General features: G+C 51.7%; 13 protein-coding genes. 3 read left to right on the top strand and 10 right to left on the bottom strand.

What is annotated here, in order from left to right:
• Positions 1–4 precede the first annotated feature (4 nt).
• Positions 5–2,620 (bottom strand): nitrate reductase, encoded by a 2,616-nt coding sequence (locus tag VFA_RS05215; protein ID WP_004725322.1) that lies wholly within the window; start codon positions 2,618–2,620, stop codon positions 5–7.
• A 344-nt stretch (positions 2,621–2,964) separates the two neighbouring features.
• Between VFA_RS05215 and VFA_RS05210 the strand changes: the two genes are divergently transcribed.
• Positions 2,965–4,332, top strand: coding sequence for a Na+/H+ antiporter NhaC family protein (locus VFA_RS05210; protein WP_004725319.1), 1,368 nt, complete (start codon positions 2,965–2,967; stop codon positions 4,330–4,332).
• A 138-nt stretch (positions 4,333–4,470) separates the two neighbouring features.
• Here VFA_RS05210 and serS read toward each other — a convergent pair whose 3' ends face one another.
• The 4 genes from serS to VFA_RS05190 all read right to left on the bottom strand — a co-directional run bounded on the left by serS (position 4,471) and on the right by VFA_RS05190 (position 8,584).
• Positions 4,471–5,778, bottom strand: a complete 1,308-nt coding sequence (gene serS, locus VFA_RS05205) for a serine--tRNA ligase (RefSeq protein WP_004725316.1) — start codon at positions 5,776–5,778, stop codon at positions 4,471–4,473.
• A 103-nt stretch (positions 5,779–5,881) separates the two neighbouring features.
• Positions 5,882–7,231, bottom strand: coding sequence for a replication-associated recombination protein A (locus VFA_RS05200; protein ID WP_004725314.1), 1,350 nt, complete (start codon positions 7,229–7,231; stop codon positions 5,882–5,884).
• Positions 7,232–7,263: 32 nt separating this feature from the next.
• Positions 7,264–7,860 carry an outer membrane lipoprotein periplasmic chaperone LolA gene (lolA, locus tag VFA_RS05195; protein WP_004725312.1) on the bottom strand — a complete coding sequence of 199 codons (597 nt, stop codon included), beginning with the start codon at positions 7,858–7,860 and terminating at the stop codon, positions 7,264–7,266.
• 103 nt (positions 7,861–7,963) lie between these two features.
• Positions 7,964–8,584, bottom strand: a complete 621-nt coding sequence (locus VFA_RS05190) for a YecA/YgfB family protein (RefSeq protein ID WP_004725310.1) — start codon at positions 8,582–8,584, stop codon at positions 7,964–7,966.
• 163 nt (positions 8,585–8,747) lie between these two features.
• Between VFA_RS05190 and VFA_RS05185 the strand changes: the two genes are divergently transcribed.
• Together VFA_RS05185 and dusC are read left to right on the top strand one after the other, a co-directional pair.
• Positions 8,748–9,299, top strand: coding sequence for a type II secretion system protein (locus VFA_RS05185; protein ID WP_004725308.1), 552 nt, complete (start codon positions 8,748–8,750; stop codon positions 9,297–9,299).
• A 73-nt stretch (positions 9,300–9,372) separates the two neighbouring features.
• Positions 9,373–10,320, top strand: a complete 948-nt coding sequence (gene dusC / locus VFA_RS05180; RefSeq protein WP_038151001.1) for a tRNA dihydrouridine(16) synthase DusC — start codon at positions 9,373–9,375, stop codon at positions 10,318–10,320.
• A gap of 15 nt (positions 10,321–10,335) precedes the next feature.
• Here dusC and VFA_RS05175 read toward each other — a convergent pair whose 3' ends face one another.
• From VFA_RS05175 to yfbV, 5 genes are all read right to left on the bottom strand, one after another.
• Positions 10,336–11,796, bottom strand: coding sequence for a sensor domain-containing diguanylate cyclase (locus VFA_RS05175; protein ID WP_004725304.1), 1,461 nt, complete (start codon positions 11,794–11,796; stop codon positions 10,336–10,338).
• Positions 11,797–12,050: 254 nt separating this feature from the next.
• A complete protein-coding gene (locus tag VFA_RS05170; RefSeq protein ID WP_004725302.1) occupies positions 12,051–12,845 on the bottom strand; it encodes an ABC transporter ATP-binding protein in 795 nt (264 codons plus the stop codon).
• Positions 12,842–13,813 carry an ABC transporter permease gene (locus VFA_RS05165; RefSeq protein ID WP_004725301.1) on the bottom strand — a complete coding sequence of 324 codons (972 nt, stop codon included), beginning with the start codon at positions 13,811–13,813 and terminating at the stop codon, positions 12,842–12,844. Before VFA_RS05165 ends, VFA_RS05170 begins: the two co-directional genes overlap by 4 nt.
• A gap of 62 nt (positions 13,814–13,875) precedes the next feature.
• On the bottom strand, positions 13,876–14,841 hold the full coding sequence (locus VFA_RS05160; protein WP_004725299.1) for an ABC transporter substrate-binding protein: 966 nt from the start codon (positions 14,839–14,841) through the stop codon (positions 13,876–13,878).
• Positions 14,842–15,095: 254 nt separating this feature from the next.
• Positions 15,096–15,548, bottom strand: coding sequence for a terminus macrodomain insulation protein YfbV (gene yfbV / locus VFA_RS05155; protein ID WP_038150998.1), 453 nt, complete (start codon positions 15,546–15,548; stop codon positions 15,096–15,098).
• Between the last annotated feature and the right edge of the window lie 97 nt (positions 15,549–15,645).

The following is a 15,645-nucleotide window of genomic DNA, read 5'->3' as shown; positions in this document are numbered from 1 at the left end:
GAGATTAAGGTTTCGCCATCACCAGCACAGAACGGCTGGCCAGCAATTGGTTGACTTCCGGCAGGCAGGAACCGCAGTTCGTGCCGCACTTCAATTTGCTCTGTAACTGATTGAGCGTCACGCAGCCATCCTGCGCCATCGCGTGTTGAATCTGCTTGTCCGTGACGCGAAAGCAGCTGCACACCAACTGGCTGGTCGCAGTTTCCCCCGCAAGCGCAAGCACTGAACCCAGCTGCAGAGGCTTGCCAATCAGCGCCACCATCGCGGTGTAGTCCTGCTCGACGGGTTGGGCGGAGACCATCAGAATGCCAGTCACTTCCATCGCAGGCGTATCAGCTTTTGCGCGCCCGATGACCATCATCCAGCCTTGCGGCAGATCCCAACGCAGCACCTGCTCGCCGCTGAGCAATTCAAACTGACCTTTGCCCAGTTCTGTCAGTGAGGCAAACCGCGTCACCCCCAGGCGTTCTTCCTGCTGATAGCTGACATAATCACACTCCGGTAGCGTGCGGGACGCGCCGACATACAGGCCGTAACTTCGCATGGTGACGGGCGCAAGATGCACGTGAGCCGACTTAAACGCAGGCTGACCGGAGATGGGATCGGCCGCGCGCAGCACGGCACGATTCACCTGAGAGTGCGCGCTGTAACGCCCGGCCCAGTGCATGGACATAAACAGCTGCTTTCCTTTCAGTCCCTCATCAAACGCCACGCGCGCGAACACGCACTGAGTTTGGCTGTCACTGCGCAGCGCGGCGATTTCCCCTTCCTTGAGGCCAATCGACTGGCCCGCAAGTTTGTTGATGTAGAGCGTCGGTTCGACTTCTGCCGCTGCCAGTTTGGCAATGTGTCCGGTGCGGGTCATGGTGTGCCATTGATCGCGCTGACGCCCGGTATTGAGCCACCACTCACCGCTTGGCACCTCATGAGGCTCAACGGCGATAAAATTGGCACGTCCGGATGGGGTTGAAAACTGGCCGTCGCGATATGGCGCACTGCGTGTCAGCGGCCATTGCACCGGCGTCCAGCGCTCATACTCATCGTCACTCATCGTGGCAAACATCGACAGATCGAGCAGATAGGGCGTACCCCGGTTGATGCCCGTCAGCCCCGCGTATTCGCGAAACACATCCGCTACGCTTTGAAACGCAAACCCGTCAGCGATGTTCAGGCGTGAACATAACGCGCTCCCGACTTGGCTCACCGCCCACCAATCCGGTTTGGCTTCTCCGGGCGCGGTAAGAAAGGCGCGCTGACGCGACAAACGGCGCTCTGAGTTGGTGACCATGCCCTGTTTTTCACCCCAACCTGCCGCAGGCAGCAACAAATCCGCATACTCGGCGACATCGCTGCTGGCGGTAATATCCGAAACAATCACAAAGTCGCAGTGTTTCAAAGCATTGCGAATACGATCGCTGTCTGGCAACGAGACAACCGGGTTGGTGGCCATGATCCACAGCACCTTAATGTGCCCTGCTTCGACGGCATCAAACAGATCCAGAGCTTTCAGACCCGGTTTATCCGCAATGGTTGGCGATTGCCAGAACGTCTGCACTTGCTGGCAGGAGGTGTCATCAAAACCGCGGTGCACAGCGAGTTGATTCGCCAGCCCGCCGACTTCGCGTCCACCCATCGCATTGGGCTGACCAGTGAGCGAGAATGGCCCGCAGCCTTTGCAACCGATTTTACCGCTCGCCAGATGTGCGTTGATGATAGCGTTGCCTTTATCCACCCCCGATACAGACTGGTTCACGCCTTGGCAAAACAGCGTCAACGCCGTCGGGCTTGAAGCAAACCAGCGGTAAAACGTGCGCAGCGCCTCTTCGTCAACATCCAGCGCTCGGCTGACGTGACTGAGCTGGTAACGCTCATCGGAAATTTCCGTCAATAACGCCTCAAAACCCTGCGTGTGCTCGTCAATATAGGTCTGATTAAGTGTGCCGCTGTCTTTCATAAAGCGCAGCAGGCCGTTATACAGCAAGACATCACCATCATTTGCGATCGCCAGATGCAAATCGGCCTGCTCAGCGGTGACGGTGCGCCGCGGGTCAATCACCACCAGCTTGAGTCTGGGGTTTTGTTCACGGGCCTGCTGAATACGACGAAACAGCACCGGATGCGTCCAGGCAGTGTTGGCGCCCACCAGCACCAGTAGGTCCGTTTGATCGATGTCATCGTAATTAACGGGAACCACATCTTCGCCAAAAGCGCGAACATGCGCGGCCACCGCCGACGACATGCACAGGCGGGAGTTGGTATCGATGTTGGCGCTGCCAACGTAGCCTTTCATCAGCTTGTTGGCGACGTAGTAATCCTCAGTCAGGATCTGACCTGAGACATACATCGCCACCGAATCCGGTCCGTGCTGCTCAATTGCCTGATGAATACGAGTGGCAATATCGTCAATTGCCGCATCCCACTGGATTTCTTGGCCTCTGAGTTTGGGATACAGCAAACGACTGGGCATATTGAGGCTTTCAGCTAATGCAGAACCTTTGACACACAGCGCGCCCTGATTCGCCGGGTGTGTTTTGTCCCCAACGATCGTCTCGCGGTTGGCTGACACGCCACACCCGACGCCACAGTATGGACACGTTGTGAGAATATTGGCTTGAGTCATCATCACTTCCTTGTGCTCAAGGCAAATAAAAAGCGCCTTACTTCCGAGAAGTAAGGCGCCTTTGCCTAGGTATTAACAAATATCTTTAATCGATATAGACAGAGCAAACCTTATACCAACTTTTGCGCTTTTATTTTTCAATAAGTTAGCAACATACGTCTGTTTTCGTTGCACCAGTGAAGTGCAGACTGCCCTGAAATTCAACACCAATTCGAGCAACCAACTAACCACAGGTTTGACAACAACGGACAAACCTTGACCAGCCATTTAGACGTCTAGACGTTGACATTCATCAGCGAGGCGATTAGTCTTCACGCCTTTCTATTTTTAAGTTTGTCGTTTACATGTCCGGTTCCCAGCACACTACGAAAACAGTTGCACCGTCTGCGGTCGCGCTGATCCCACTGATTATCTTTCTTGCACTGTTTATTGGTGTAGGGACTTACTTGTCCTTGCAAGGCGTTGAGTTCGCCTTTTATCAATTACCTGCACCGATTGCGATTCTGCCCGCTATCATCATCGCTTTTCTGTTGAGCAAAGATAAGCTCAGCCGCTCTATCGAGCACTTTATGCATGGCGTCGGCCATCAAGACATCATCGCGATGTGCATGATCTATTTACTGGCGGGTGCCTTTGCCGCCGTTGCTAAGGCTTCTGGTGGTGTGGATGCGACCGTCAACCTCGGTTTGTCAGCCATTCCAACCAACATGATTCTGCCTGGTTTGTTTCTGATCTCCGCCTTCATCGCCACCTCAATGGGTACCTCGATGGGGACCATCGCTGCGGTGGCACCGGTCGCACTCGGCATTGCGCAATCGGCCGGAATGAGCTTACCACTGACTGCCGGCGTCGTCCTGAGCGGCGCGATGTTTGGTGACAACCTGTCGATCATCTCGGACACCACGATTGCGGCAACGCGCTCGCAAGGCTGCGAAATGAAAGACAAGTTCAAAGAGAACGTTCGCATCGCATTGCCGGCCGCGCTGATTGCCTTGGTCGTGTTCGCTTACCACAGCACCGCGACACAAGTGCCGCAAGCCGGCCCGATTGAGTGGCTGAAAGTGCTGCCGTACATCACGATTCTGGTGCTGGCTGTCTCTGGGATGAACGTCTTTGTGGTCCTGACTATCGGTATTTTGCTTGCAGGCGGTGTGGGTCTGGCGTCGGTCGATGGCTACGCGCTCACCAATCTGGCTCAGGATATCTACGCCGGATTTGGCAACATGCAGGAGATCTTCCTGCTGTCTATGCTGATCGGTGGATTGAGCGAACTGATGCGTCGTCAAGGCGGACTGGCTTTTCTGACTAATCTGGTCAGCCGTTTGATCAATACCTTTGGCTCACGCCACTCAAAACACGCGAACAGCCGTGCGAGTGAACTGGGTATTGCCGGACTGGTTTCGCTGGTGAACGGCTGCACCGCGAACAATACCGTCGCGATTATTGTCTCAGGCAGCGTGGCTCGTCAGTTAGCTGAGGAGAACAATGTCTCACCTCGCCGCTCTGCCAGTTTGTTGGATATCTTCTCGTGCGTGGTACAAGGCATTCTGCCTTATGGCGCTCAGGTGCTGCTGCTTGGCTCTGTGTTTAAGCTGTCACCGCTGGAAATCGTCGCAAACTCGTACTACTGTTTTGCACTGGCCATTGCTGCCATTGTTGCCGTGTTCCTCAAACACCAGCCGCGACAAGCCACAGTGAAAGCAGAGAGCTAACAAGCGCTCTCTGCCCCGCCTGCCCGACCATTGATTGGGCAACGCGGCTGAAAGTAACGTTGCCTTGCTGTGTTCAGCACATAAAAAAACGGAGTGTTTACACACTCCGTTTTTTTGTACCTGTTCACTCAGATTGGCTTAGCCGATGTGAGTCACGCCGCCCATGTACTTTTGCAGTACCGCTGGGATTGCGATGCGACCGTCAGCTTGCTGGTAGTTTTCCAGAATCGCAACCATGGTACGACCAACCGCCAGACCAGAGCCGTTCAGCGTGTGAACCAGTTCAGGTTTTTTCTCGCCTTTACGACGGAAGCGTGCTTGCATGCGACGAGCCTGGAAATCCCACATATTTGAACAAGAAGAGATTTCACGGTAAGTCTTCTGAGCCGGAACCCAAACTTCCAAGTCGTAAGTCTTGCATGCGCCAAAGCCCATGTCGCCAGTACACAGAACCACTTTGCGGTATGGTAGCTCAAGCAGCTGAAGAACTTTCTCAGCATGGCCCGTCAGTTCTTCCAGTGCCGCCATTGAGTCTTCAGGCTTAGTGATCTGAACCAATTCCACTTTGTCAAACTGGTGCATACGAATCAAACCACGCGTGTCACGACCGTATGAACCCGCTTCAGAACGGAAACATGGTGTGTGCGCGGTCATTTTCAGTGGCAAATCCGCTTCTTCCGTGATGGTGTCACGAACCAGGTTCGTTACCGGCACTTCAGCAGTTGGGATCAGAGACAGACGACGAGGTTCTTCATCGCTGGCTTTTTCTGCCAGAGGTTCAGTATGGAACAGATCTTTACCAAATTTTGGTAGCTGGCCAGTACCAAACAGCGTGTCTGAGTTGACCAGATAAGGCACGTACAATTCAGTGTAACCGTGTTGCTCAGTATGCAGATCCAACATGAACTGCGCGATAGCACGGTGCAGACGAGCGAACTGACCTTTCATGATCACAAAACGTGCACCAGTAATTTTGGTTGCACTCGCAAAGTCCAGACCGTCGCCCATTTCACCCAGGTCAACGTGATCTTTCACATCGAAATCGTACTCTTTGGGTGTACCCCAACGAGACACTTCAACGTTGTCGTTTTCGTCTTTACCGTCTGGCACAGAATCGTCAGGCAGGTTTGGCACGCTTTGAGTGATCGCGTCAAGCTGGCTTTGAATCGCATCCAGTTCCACTTTCTTCGCGTCCAGATCGTCACCCAGAGTACCGATCTGCTTCTTCACTTCTTCCGCGCCTTCTTTGTCGCCTTTCGACATCAGTTGGCCAATTTGCTTGGAGATGGAGTTACGCGTGGATTGTAAATTTTCAACTTCTACTTGAATGGACTTACGTTGTTCTTCAAGTGTACGAATTGTGTCCACGTCGAGTTTAAAACCGCGACGCGCCAGTTTTGCAGCTGTTTCATCCAGCTCAGTACGAAGTAATTTAGAATCCAGCATTGCTAATCCTATGCTTTAAGAGTTGCGAAAAAACGCGTGTGCTTCCTTTTTAATCAAAGCCACGCGTATAGAAATTTAACCCGTCAACGATAACGAAAAGCCGCTAATTTTCATAGCGCTTTTGTGGGCTTTTTGCGTCTAAATCCGCCAGATAATCTAACTTTTCACCAATCTTGGTTTCTAAGCCCCGATTCGTCGGCTGATAATAGCGAGTTCCGGTCATTTCAGGTGGGAGATAGCGTTCACCCGCCGCATACGCGCCGGGTTCATCATGGGCATAACGATACTCTGCGCCATAGCCAAGATCTTTCATCAAACTGGTTGGCGCATTACGCAGGTGCACGGGCACTTCATACTCGGGCAAATTCTGTGCATCACTCAATGCCTGCTTCCAAGCGGTATACACCGCATTGCTTTTTGGCGCGCAAGCGAGATAGACAATTGCCTGGGCAATCGCGCGATTGCCTTCTGCCGGACCAACCCGAGTGAAACAGTCCCACGCCGACATCGCCACCTGCATAGCGCGAGGATCGGCATTGCCGACATCTTCAGAGGCAATCGCCAGCAGACGACGAGCGATATAGAGCGGATCGCAGCCCGCTGAGATCATGCGCGCGGCCCAATACAGTGCACCATCCGGGTTCGAACCACGAATCGATTTGTGTACCGCTGAGATTAAGTCGTACCAAATGTCGCCTTTGTTATCAAAACGCGCCACTTTTTCGCCCGCAACTTCCGCCAGCAGGCTGAGCGTAATCTGCTTTTCGCCCTGCTCGTTCTCTTCTGCCATGTCATACAGCAGTTCAAGATAGTTGAGCGACATGCGCGCATCACCATTGACCAACTCGGACAGGCGATCCAGAACATTGTCATGAAACTGCGCGACTTGTTTACCCAAACCCCGCTCGGTGTCTTCAATGGCCTGATCCAACGCCTGACGAATTTCCGTCTGGCTGAGTGACGTCAGTTTGTACACGCGCGCACGGGACAGCAGTGCGTTATTGAGTTCAAAAGAGGGGTTTTCAGTTGTGGCACCAATGAAGGTCACCGTGCCGTCTTCGATGTGTGGCAGAAAAGCATCCTGCTGCGATTTGTTGAAGCGGTGGACCTCATCGACAAACAGTATGGTGCGTCGGCCAGCAAGCTTGTTTTCACGTGCTTTCTCTATCGCGGCGCGTATCTCTTTCACGCCTGAAGTGACTGCCGAGACGCGCTCCACTTCCGCATTGGCGTAGTTCGCGGCAACTTCAGCCAGTGTGGTTTTACCGGTGCCGGGTGGGCCCCACAGAATCATCGAATGAATGTGACCAGCTTCCAGCGCCCGGCGCAGCGGTTTACCCGGGCCAAGAACGTGTTGCTGACCAATATATTGTTCAACGGTTTGTGGGCGCATTCGCGCAGCAAGGGGACGAAAATCTTCGTCCCCGGCAAAATCAAAACTGTAGTTGCTCACGGTACTCACTTACCGGGTATGTGTAACCCGATTTAATTACGTTGGTCGTCGACTTCCACACCGTCAGGAACATCGAACTTAAAGCGGCTTGCCTGCGGCTTTTGTTGTTTCACATCATTAAACGTGAACAGACTCTTCTGTCCATCCTGCTCAATAACATTAAAACCTTTTACCACACCTTTGCTGTCGATGGTGATCTGGAACTGACCCTGATTCGAATCGACTGCTGTTGGCGTCAGAGTAAAAACATCGCCTTTCTCTTCAACCTGGTAGGCATCCCAGTCACTGGCGCGATTACGAGTCAGGAGGACAAACGGCGTTTGCTCTGTCGCTTGCTCTTGGTTGTAAATCGTGACTTGTTCGATAAATGGGCTGTAATACCACAGGGATTGACCATCCGACACCAGCAGGTTTTCATCTGGGGCCAGTGTCTCCCAGCGGAACAGACTCGGGCGAGCAATATCGACCACGCCATTGCCTTCCATGACGACATCGCCATCAGGGCTAATCACTTGCTGCTCAAACTTCGCGCTGAAACCATCGGTCAGCGCCAAACGTTCGCTCAGCGTCTCTTTTGGCGTCGCGAATACGGAAAAGCTACAAAAAAACAGTGCGAACCATTTCTTCATTCTGTTACTGCTCCTAGCAATTGGGGTTAAGGAAGTTATAGGCTGTTCACTTCCTAAGTGTGTCAATCCTGTGTGGGAAAAGTTCGATAATTTGGCGCGAAAGTTACTGCCCGCAACACTGTTTGAACTTTTTGCCGCTGCCACATGGGCACGCGTCATTGCGGCCAATGTCTTTAAACGGGTTCACGCTTTGCGCTTTGTTACCCAGCATTGCTTCATCGGCCGCCAGCGCCACTTCTTGCACCATCAGATCCAGTTGGTCAATCATCGCCGCCAGTGTTGGCAGAGCGTCGTATCCAGCCGCTTTCATTTGGGCATGCGTTTGTTCTTCATCAATCGCCAGCATCAACGTCGTGAGCAACGCTTGAAGCATTCGCATCGAGCCATCAGAAAGTGTCACCGACTGCCACTGCGATTCTACCTGCGGCCATACACTCATGAAACCTTCGGCGAAATCGGCCAGCGCGTCTTCGCGCGGCATGGAAGATTCAGCAAGCAGTGCCAGCAACGCATATTCGCTGCGTTTGAGTTGATGATACTGCGCATGGATTTGAGCCACGATCAACGGCTCAAGCGCCGCTGCATGCTCGCCAAACACCTCTGAAATCCACGCTTCGGGTTCCAAAGGTTGGGTCGCCAAGTTGGCGGCATATACCGCACCTTCGATAAACAACGGGGATTCATTGCACTCAATCTGAGCCAAATTCACTAGCGGGTAACTCATGAAATCTCTTTATCAATACGACAGATTAGCCGGCCATTATACCCCAGCCTGTCGATTTGGCGAGTTTGCTGGCAAAAATCATAACTGTGATAGATTTCGCTTTAAAAAACTTATTCACTGGAGCATTATTTCAGCCAAAATCACATCACTACGAATAATCACTATGAAACGTAACTTTGGCTTTACTTTAATCGAGTTAGTTGTCGTCATCGTTATTCTGGGCATTCTCGCCGTTACGGCTGCACCTCGCTTTTTTAATCTTCAACGCGATGCGCATGAAAAGCGTGCTGCCGCGGCATTTGCAAGTTTTCGCTCAGCGGTGACGCTCTACAACACGCGTTGGCTTGTCGATGGCGAACCGGTGATTTCCCAAGCCGTCGGTTATGGACAAGGGAACATTTATCCGTCGGCGGCAGGTTACCCGATGTCGGTCGACCAAATCCCGTATCAAGACGGCAACGCGATTCGCGGTGAAGACTGCGTGGCGCTGTGGCCAGCCCTTCTCACGACGGATCTCACCATTCAATCGCAGATGGATACCGGGTACGTATTGCCTTCCGAGAGCGATATCGTCAGTTGGTACACCAGCAGCAACGAGTGCTATTACTACTACACCGCCGGTTACAGCACCACAGACAAGCTGCCCATCCTCTATTACGCGCCGCTCACCGGTGAGACTCGCGTGACCACGGAAAGCCCGACATTCGCGCAATAAGCCCTCGAGACATCGCGCCGACTTCCATCTACAATCTCGCCTCAATTTTATTTGGCGAAGACAAGAACAGAGTATGCGAGTCATTTTAGGCCCGATGGAGGGCGTGCTGGATCACCTGATGCGTGAGATGCTGACACAGATTAACGATTACGATTTCTGTGTGACAGAGTTTGTCCGTGTGATCAACTTGCCCCTTCCGGACCATGTGTTTTACCGTCTTTGCCCGGAGCTGAAACAAGGCTCGCGCACCAAAGCTGGCGTTCCGGTGAAAGTTCAGTTGCTGGGTCAAGAGCCGCACTGGATGGCAGAGAATGCAGTTCGCGCCGCAGAACTGGGCGCATGCGGTGTCGACCTCAACTTTGGTTGCCCGGCGAAAATGGTGAACCAAAGCAAAGGCGGTGCGGCGCTGCTGCAACATCCTGAGCTGATTTATCAGGTGATCAAAGCGTGTCGCGACGCGGTGCCAGCAGACATTCCGGTCAGCGCCAAAATTCGCTTGGGGTGGGAGAATCCCGACGACTGTTTTGAAATTGTCGATGCCGTGCAGCAAGCCGGTGCCGATGAATTAACGGTCCACGCGCGCACCAAAGCGGGCGGCTACAAAGCCAGTGAAATCAAATGGGATTACATTAACCAAATTCGCCAAAAGACTCACATTCCCCTGATTGCCAATGGCGAGATCTGGAATTATGCCGATGGGCAAGCCTGTATCGATACCACGGGCATAGACTCGTTGATGGTATGCCGCGGCGCATTGAATGTGCCGAACTTGGGCAATATCGTCAAACACAACCACAGCGCCATGCCTTGGCATGAGGTGGTCGATTTGCTGCTGGAATACTCAGCGTATGAAGTGCGCGGTGACAAAGGTAAATACTACCCGAACCGCGTCAAACAGTGGTTTGCGTATTTACGCCAAGCATATCCACAAGCGGCCGACCTGTTCCGCGAGATTCGTACCATGACGGAAGTCGACCCGATCGTGAGTCATTTTCAGCGCTACCGCGATTCCCTAGCCTAAAGTGAAGCGCTGGTGTTAAAACACCAGCTTATCTTTCCCAGTTGTTTTCGCGAGATACAGTTTTTCATCCGCCAGTTTGAATTGCTTATCAAAGTCCCATTCCTGATGGCTTTCAATCACTTGAATACCGCCAGAAATCGTAAAGCCATTCGGTACCACACGGGTTGAATCGCGCGTAATGGCCTCTTTGACCCGTTGCATCACCGCTTCGATTTGGAGCGGATCCGGGCTGGTCAAATACACCACGAACTCTTCCCCACCAAAGCGAGCGACGGCATCGGTTTCACGGATATTGCATTCAATCTGATCGCCCACATAGCAGATCACGTCATCCCCGACATCATGCCCGTAGGTGTCATTAATCGACTTGAAGTTATCAATATCTAACACCGCCACCGACAAATAGCGGCTGTGTTGCTTCACTTGCAGAAACTCTTCCATCCCTCGGCGATTGAGCAGGCCCGTCATTGGATCTCGAGACGCGAGGTTTTCGTAATAGGATTTTTCGATGCGGGTGTTGAAGTAGAACATACCGACCACGGAGACCAGATAAGCCAGTACCAAGGCATACACACTGGTTTGCTTCTCTTTGACGAAGCGACTGATTTCAGCGGCCCAGTTCCATTGGTAATACAAGTAGTGATCCATTTTGGTGTAGCTGATATCCAACTTGTGCGGACGGTACACACTGCCATCTTTTGGTAGCTCTTCTGAACGCACCAGACGAATTTTATCGGTCAGGCGTGACGAATCATCAATCAAGCGATCAACACTAATATCCAGCGCCACCACGCCAATGAAATTCGATTCCATATACACCGGCATCGCCAACGTCATGGTGTTCTTTTGATGCAGGACTTCGCTGAATGCGCTTGGGCCAGTCACGGTAATAATGTCTGGGTTATCTGCGGCTTTTTGCCAAAACTCTCGCAACTTGACCGTCATCAAGCGTTCTTTGGTGACGTCTTTGAGCACCGAATCGGGCGCAGAAATGATATAGCCCGCATTGTCGATGTAGTGCACACCGATAATGTAGTTATCTAAATCATTGAGAAACGAGATGATGGGGGCCAACGACACTTTACGGCGCATCAAGTCATACAGTGGATGCGCTTCATCACACAGGGACTCATCGCCCACCATCATGTAGCTGATGCTGATCGGCGGCGAAGAGCTGGCTTTCTTGTTAGTCAGTAACATCGACTCTTTGGGCACAATGCGACATAACCCGTCTGCCACTGACTTTACAAACCCGGTCGACATGATGGATGGTGATTCAAAGTAATTGGTGAAACCGTAATCGAGTGCAACCACAATCTTGCCGGCACGCATCATCATGGTGTTGGCGTTACGGTACTCATCATCGATATCACTGTTCAAGATCCGCATGTAGGAAGAGATCATCGCGATCAGCAGAATGAGGGCAACAAACAAAGGGGCTAGAAAGACCGTTTTGGTGTTGTAATGCTTTTTCATTAATCAGTATCAACGTGAATTAAGGTGACTTTGCGCCTTGTGATATGCAGGCGTATGAGTGTACCAGAAAGATTATGCCAAAAAATCCATAACACAAGCTAATCCTGACTGCGTTATGTACATTAGATTTCGCTAAATCCTAACCAAACCGACGATTTGTTGACATGATATTGATAAAGTCAAAAGCCAAAGACATAAAAAAACCTCCTGTAGGTTGAATTTCAAACAGGAGGTTTTAGAGCGTTTATACAGACTTAACTTAACAAAAGACTGTCGTCGCTTAATTCTTCACCACGCACTTTAGAGAACATTTCCAGCAAGTCGGGCACTTGCATGGTCGCACGCTGCTCACCCGCGACATCAAGAACAATTTGCCCTTGGTGCAACATGACAGTGCGATCGCCACATGCCAGCGCATCTTTCATCGAGTGGGTCACCATCATGACCGTCAAATTGAATTCATTGACGATCGTTTTGGTGAGGTCAATGATAAACGCGGCCATACGTGGATCCAGCGCCGCCGTATGTTCATCGAGTAGCAACAGTTTGCTGTCCGATAAGGTCGCCATCACCAAGCTCACAGCCTGCCGTTGACCGCCAGATAGCAATCCGATGTTATCGCCCAAACGGTCTTCTAAACCAAGTCCCAGGATGCTGATTCGCTCTTGAAACAGTTTACGACGGCTGGAAGAGAGTGCATGCGTCCAACTGCGACGTTTGCCGCGCATGTACGCCAGCGCCATATTTTCTTCAATCGTCAATGCACCGCACGTGCCCGCCAGCGGGTCTTGGAATACGCGCGCACACACATTGGCGCGCTGATCGACACTTTGGCGCGTCACGTCGATGTCATCAATCAGCACTTGACCGCCCACCATTGGGGTTTCACCGGTCACCGCGCCCAGCAAAGTCGATTTACCCGCGCCGTTCGAGCCAATCACCGTTAAGAATTGATGCTCCGGCACTTCCAAACAGACGCTTTTCAGCGCTCGGTTTTCCAGAATCGTGCCAGGGTTAAACGTAACTTGAATATCTTCTAAACGGATCATACGGCTTCTCCTGACGACTGACGCTGTTGCTTATCCTTTTTTTCACTCCCCTGCTGAGATACCACTGTTTTCTGAGCAGGTGCATTACCCTTTTTTAACTTTAGGTTCCTTTTCATTTTCGGCATGATCAGCGCCAGTGCCACCAGCACGGCCGTCACGAGGTTGAGATCCGACGCTTGCAGACCAAACATGCCCGTACTGAGCGCAAATGCGACCGCTAAACGGTACAACACTGAACCGACAATCACTGCCGTCACGGCGACCCAAATTTTTCGCCCGGGAATAAGGGTTTGCCCCAAAATCACCGCTGCCAGACCCACCACGATGGTGCCGACACCGGAGGTAACATCCGCAAAGCTGTTGGTTTGTGCGAACAGTGCGCCCGCAAAGCCGACGAAGCCATTTGACAAGGCGAGACAGAAATAGGTGTAAAACGCGGTGCTTGCACCTTGTGCCGCAACCATGCGCGCATTGACGCCTGTCGCACGCAAGCCCAAACCAAAATCACTGTTCAGCAGACGAATCACAAACCACGCAGAGAGTAGCACCAGAACCGCAACGACTAGCGGACGAACATACATTGAATCGCCCATCGCTTCGAATGGGGTCAGAATGGTGTCTTCGCCGAGTAGCGCCAAGTTAGGACGCCCCATAATGCGGATATTGATAGAAAACGCCGCAATCATGGTCAAGATCGACGCAAGAAGATGAAGAATACCGCAACGTACCGTCAGAAAGGCCGTCACCCAGCCGGTGGCAGCACCCGCAAGAATGGCCATCCCTGTCGCAACCCATGGATTAATCCCGGCAACAATGGCTGTCGCCGCTACAGCAGCGCCCATGGGGAAACTACCATCAACACTAAGATCGGGGAAATCAAGGACGCGGAATGTCAGGTAAACCCCCAACGCGACCAACCCATAAATGAGACCTACTTCAAGTGCCCCAAAAAACGCAAAAGCAGACATACAAACTCCCTTTCTGCTTAAATACGCCGGCGCGAGATCACACCGGCATAATTAATCCCTTATTATTTTACGCTGGTTGCGCGATCCAAAACGGATTGAGGAATCGTCATACCCAGTTTGTCCGCTGCAGTTTTGTTGATAACCAAATCCGACCCTTTCGCGACTTTCACGTCCAGAGAACCCGGTTTGGCCCCATCAAGAATCGCAGCCACGTAATCTGCGGTTTGCACACCAATTTGGTAGTAGTCAAAGCCCAAGCTCGCCACTGCACCACGTTCAACGTAAGACGTCGCAGCGCCAAACACCGGCGTTTTCGCTTGGTTTGCTGCCACAATCATGCCTTCAATCGCACTGGCAACTGTGTTATCGATCAGTGCGTAGATGATGTCTGATTTCGCGGCAATCGCTTGAGTCGCCGATTGCACATCCGCACTTTTCAGCGCCGTGGCTTCCACCAGCTGCAGGCCATTTTTCTTCGCGGAGACTTTCAGCAGTTCCATCAAGCTCACAGCGTTCGCTTCACCTGGGTTGTACACCACACCGATCGATTTGGCGTTTGGCATCAGCTCTTTGATCAGCTCAACATGTTGCTCAACAGGAGACAGATCGGACAGGCCTGTGACGTTTTTGCCCGGCTGCTCCATCTTCTTCACCAGTTTGGCGCCGACCGGATCAGTTACTGCTGTAAAAACGACGGGAATAGATTTGGTCGCAGCAACTAATGCCTGAGCAGTTGGCGTGGCAATGCCAACCAATACGTCTGGGTTTTCACCGACAAATTGACGTGCAATCTGTACTGCAATCGCTGGGTTCCCTTGCGCGGTTTTGAAATCAAACTCAAGGTTTTTACCTTCTTCATAGCCTTTTGCTTTCAAGCCATCCAAAAGTCCCTGACGGGTTGCATCCAACGCAGGGTGTTCAACGATTTGTGACACGGCGACTTTGGCAGTATTTGCCAACACCGTATGGGAAGAGAGTAATGCAGCTCCGGCTAGAACGGCGGTAGCTATAGCTTTGCCTGCTTTCATCTTAACTCCTTGATTTAAAGCATTATTATTTTTGATGTTGTGTGTTGTTTGTTTTTATTGCGCACGGAACGTGCAGCTAACGACATTATTACCAGTAAGTTTGGGGAAAGGGAAGCAAGATTTAACAGGAAAGTAACAAAAAGAGAGATGGGAATATGGTACTTAGCGCAAAATCAAGAGGAGTTCACTATTTACGCTTTTTCACTTGAAGAAAAGGCCGTCTTGAACTACTCAGAACGGCCTTTTTATGCTGTTTAAAACCAGCGCTCCAGCGCGGTTTTGTCGAGTTGACGGAACGCTCGGTTAAGCACCATCGCCAGCTCTTTATAGCGAGGCTTGGATTTGATCGGTTCCAAGGCAAATCCAGTCTCGACAATTTTTTGATACAACTCGCGATACCAACTGGCCAATGCTGGCGGCAGTTGTGTGTTGGCGCGGTTGCCTAACCACCAGATACCTTGCAACGGCAAGCTGATGGCGAATAATGCGATGATAATCGTTTGAGGCATCGCCTGCACATTCTGAAATGTCATTTGGGTCAGCACGCTGATTGCGGCAACGGCTGGCATCACTTTGATCCCAAAGCGCGTCGCTTTAATAATGCGCTGTTCCGGGAAAAGAAGGTTCAATTCTTTGCGCATTGGCCATGTATCCATGTATCTCTGGCCATCTTTTAAGCTAAGAACGATTCCGGCTCTATTACTCATACCATTCCCCTCACTCTCTGGCGAACATTCATCCTAAAAAATAGTTGAATGATTCAACAAATGGCGTAAAAATTTGACAAAAGCTAATATTGTTTCA

Origin of the sequence: Vibrio furnissii CIP 102972 (assembly GCF_000176175.1) — a bacterium.
GTDB lineage: Bacteria > Pseudomonadota > Gammaproteobacteria > Enterobacterales > Vibrionaceae > Vibrio > Vibrio furnissii.
The sequence above is the reverse complement of the archived record's forward strand: the minus strand, read 5'-3'. Positions and strand labels throughout refer to the sequence as shown.

What these genes read in the sequence shown, in the direction of transcription:
- VFA_RS05190 (WP_004725310.1), bottom strand. Translation starts at nt 8,584, where the DNA reads ATGAGTTACCCGCTAGTGAATTTGGCTCAGATTGAGTGCAATGAATCC.
- VFA_RS05165 (WP_004725301.1), bottom strand. Translation starts at nt 13,813, where the DNA reads ATGTCTGCTTTTGCGTTTTTTGGGGCACTTGAAGTAGGTCTCATTTAT.
- VFA_RS05215 (WP_004725322.1), bottom strand. Translation starts at nt 2,620, where the DNA reads ATGACTCAAGCCAATATTCTCACAACGTGTCCATACTGTGGCGTCGGG.
- yfbV (WP_038150998.1), bottom strand. Translation starts at nt 15,548, where the DNA reads ATGAGTAATAGAGCCGGAATCGTTCTTAGCTTAAAAGATGGCCAGAGA.
- lolA (WP_004725312.1), bottom strand. Translation starts at nt 7,860, where the DNA reads ATGAAGAAATGGTTCGCACTGTTTTTTTGTAGCTTTTCCGTATTCGCG.
- serS (WP_004725316.1), bottom strand. Translation starts at nt 5,778, where the DNA reads ATGCTGGATTCTAAATTACTTCGTACTGAGCTGGATGAAACAGCTGCA.
- VFA_RS05210 (WP_004725319.1), top strand. Translation starts at nt 2,965, where the DNA reads ATGTCCGGTTCCCAGCACACTACGAAAACAGTTGCACCGTCTGCGGTC.
- dusC (WP_038151001.1), top strand. Translation starts at nt 9,373, where the DNA reads ATGCGAGTCATTTTAGGCCCGATGGAGGGCGTGCTGGATCACCTGATG.
- VFA_RS05170 (WP_004725302.1), bottom strand. Translation starts at nt 12,845, where the DNA reads ATGATCCGTTTAGAAGATATTCAAGTTACGTTTAACCCTGGCACGATT.
- VFA_RS05175 (WP_004725304.1), bottom strand. Translation starts at nt 11,796, where the DNA reads ATGAAAAAGCATTACAACACCAAAACGGTCTTTCTAGCCCCTTTGTTT.
- VFA_RS05160 (WP_004725299.1), bottom strand. Translation starts at nt 14,841, where the DNA reads ATGAAAGCAGGCAAAGCTATAGCTACCGCCGTTCTAGCCGGAGCTGCA.
- VFA_RS05185 (WP_004725308.1), top strand. Translation starts at nt 8,748, where the DNA reads ATGAAACGTAACTTTGGCTTTACTTTAATCGAGTTAGTTGTCGTCATC.